Genomic DNA, 2240 nt, shown 5'->3' on the forward strand with positions numbered 1-2240 from the left:
GAGAGCGAAACACGGGTGTCCGACACACGCTTTCGTGCGGGATTGGTTGATGGAGCTGAGCAGCGGCGCTGGAGCAGTGCCGGGATTCGTGGGGCGGTCCCGTTCTCTGAGTGGCCGACGGAGCGCCGAGGTCTTGTCAATAGGTGTGTAGCGTGCCAGGCGAAGGTTTCGTTGACCAGCCGGTGCAAGTCCGGCCGTGGTAACCGCCAGCGGGCCACGTAGTCAGCCCCGGTCGTTCGTTGTAAAGCGGGCGGCTGAGCGGGGTACCAAACCTCGTGAAGAGCGAGGGGACGAGTGGGCAGTCCGTACCATGACGGGAATCCTGCCGCGTCGTGAGTTGACCGCCGAAAGGCGTAGGGGGAGGCCGAGCCGCGTACACATCGGCGAAGGCAACAATCCCCGCTGGGAGGCTGGAGCAGCGGGGGCGAATCCTCCGGCGTATGGGGAGCGGAATGTCCACAAGGCCAACGAAGCAACCTGGGAGAGCCTTGCCGCCACTGGACTCGGTGCTATAAGACCGAGGGTCGAAGTGGGCCGAGGGCGGGGAGGCAGTCGGAGGAGGCCATAGTACTGATGAGGGCTCGGAGAAGAGAACCGAGCCGGAGGGAAGGGCCTCTGCTTCAACCATGGGCCTGTGAGGGCGAGGGGCTGGAGAATGCCCACTGCGGCTAACCACTCCCGTGACAAAGTCCGTCGCCTGCAACAGGCCCTCTATCAGGCGGCCAAGAGGAGCCCGGGCCGGCGCTTCCATGCCGTGTATGACAAGCTCTGGCGGTGGGATGTGCTGGAGCAGGCGTGGGCGACGGTGCGAGCCAACCGTGGCCAAGGTGGGGTCGATGGGCAGGCGATCGAGGGCATTGAGCGGGCTGGGGTGGAACCGTTCCTGCGGGAGAACCAAGCGGCGCTGCGGACGGGCCGGTATCGGCCGCGTCCAGTGCGACGGGTGGAGATTCCCAAAGCCAGCGGCGGCACCCGGCCGTTGGGGATTCCGACGGTGCGGGACCGCGTGGTGCAGGCCGCCTGCCGGCTGGTGACCGAGCCGCTCTTTGAGGCGGACTTTCTGCCCTGTTCGTATGGGTTTCGGCCCGGGCGCACGGCCCACCAGGCCCACCGACTGATCAAAGAGACGATCAATCGGGGGCACAACTGGGTGGTCGATGGAGACATTGTGCGATACTTCGACACCATCGATCAGGCGCGGCTGCTGGCGTTGGTGCGGCAGCGCATCAGCGATCGGCGCGTGCTGCGGCTGCTGCAGGCCTGGCTGACGGCTGGGGTGTTGACGGCCGCCGGCTACGAACCCAGCGAGCAGGGGACGCCGCAAGGGGGCGTCATCTCGCCGCTGCTCTCGAATATTTACCTGCACGTCTTGGATCAGCAATGGCAGCAGCGCTGGGCGCACCTTGGTGTGCTCGTGCGGTATGCGGATGACTTCGTCATTCTCTGCCGCCGGTACCAAGACGCCCAGCAGAGCCTGGCCGCGGTCCGGGCCGTGCTGGCTGGCCTCGGACTGGAACTGCATCCGCAGAAGACGCGGCTGGTGGATTTGTATCGCGGGAAGGCGGGGTTTGACTTCCTGGGATTTCATTTCCACAAGTGTGCCGCTTGGCAGTTCCGGGGCCGGCACTATTGCCTGAGTTGGCCCTCGCAACGCGCGATGCGCCAGATCCGCCGGAAGGTGAAGGCCGTGACGGCGGATTGGCGACGGCTGCCATTCCCTCTGGACGCGGTGGTGGCCACCCTGAATCCAATTGTGCGGGGATGGGTGAACTACTTCCGCGTGGGCAACAGCAGTCGGAAGTTTGTTGCGTTGGATCGGTATGTCTTCCACCGCTTGGCTCTGTTCCGTCGGCGGAAGTATCAGCTCCGTCGTCGGTCCTGGCCGGCGGCGGACTACCGGCGCCTTGGGGTGTATCGTGCCACGGGACAGGTCGCGTGGGCCTGACCTTGAATGCCCCTGCGCGAGCGGTTGTCGGAAAGCCGGATGAGGGAGAACCTCACGTCCGGTTTGATGAGGGGGTGCTGGAAACCCCTGTCCGCTGTGGTCCGTAGTAGACGCGTGCGTCGAGGCGTTCGGGAGCGGCTCCAGGCTAGCGCCAGTGTTCTACTCTACAATGGAATCAGGCAGCGGCCTCCTTCGGCCTGACAGGTTTCTGCATACCATCGACAAACTGGATGCCGGCGTAGACCAGAGGCAGCAGCTCCGGGGCATTCAGACGCCGGAAGTGGGACTCCGCGAC

At 65.1% G+C, this 2240-nt stretch carries 1 protein-coding gene; it reads left to right on the plus strand.

Annotated features, from left to right (window positions below; translation table 11 throughout):
- The first annotated feature begins 655 nt into the window (after positions 1–655).
- Positions 656–1945: a group II intron reverse transcriptase/maturase gene (gene ltrA, locus AB1555_19980; GenBank protein MEW6248957.1), complete on the plus strand. Its 1290-nt coding sequence runs from the start codon at positions 656–658 to the stop codon at positions 1943–1945.
- Positions 1946–2240 lie beyond the last annotated feature (295 nt).

The sequence above is a fragment of the Nitrospirota bacterium genome (genome assembly GCA_040755395.1).
Lineage (GTDB): Bacteria > Nitrospirota > Nitrospiria > Nitrospirales > Nitrospiraceae > DATLZU01.

What these genes read in the sequence shown, in the direction of transcription:
- ltrA (MEW6248957.1), top strand. Translation starts at nt 656, where the DNA reads ATGCCCACTGCGGCTAACCACTCCCGTGACAAAGTCCGTCGCCTGCAA.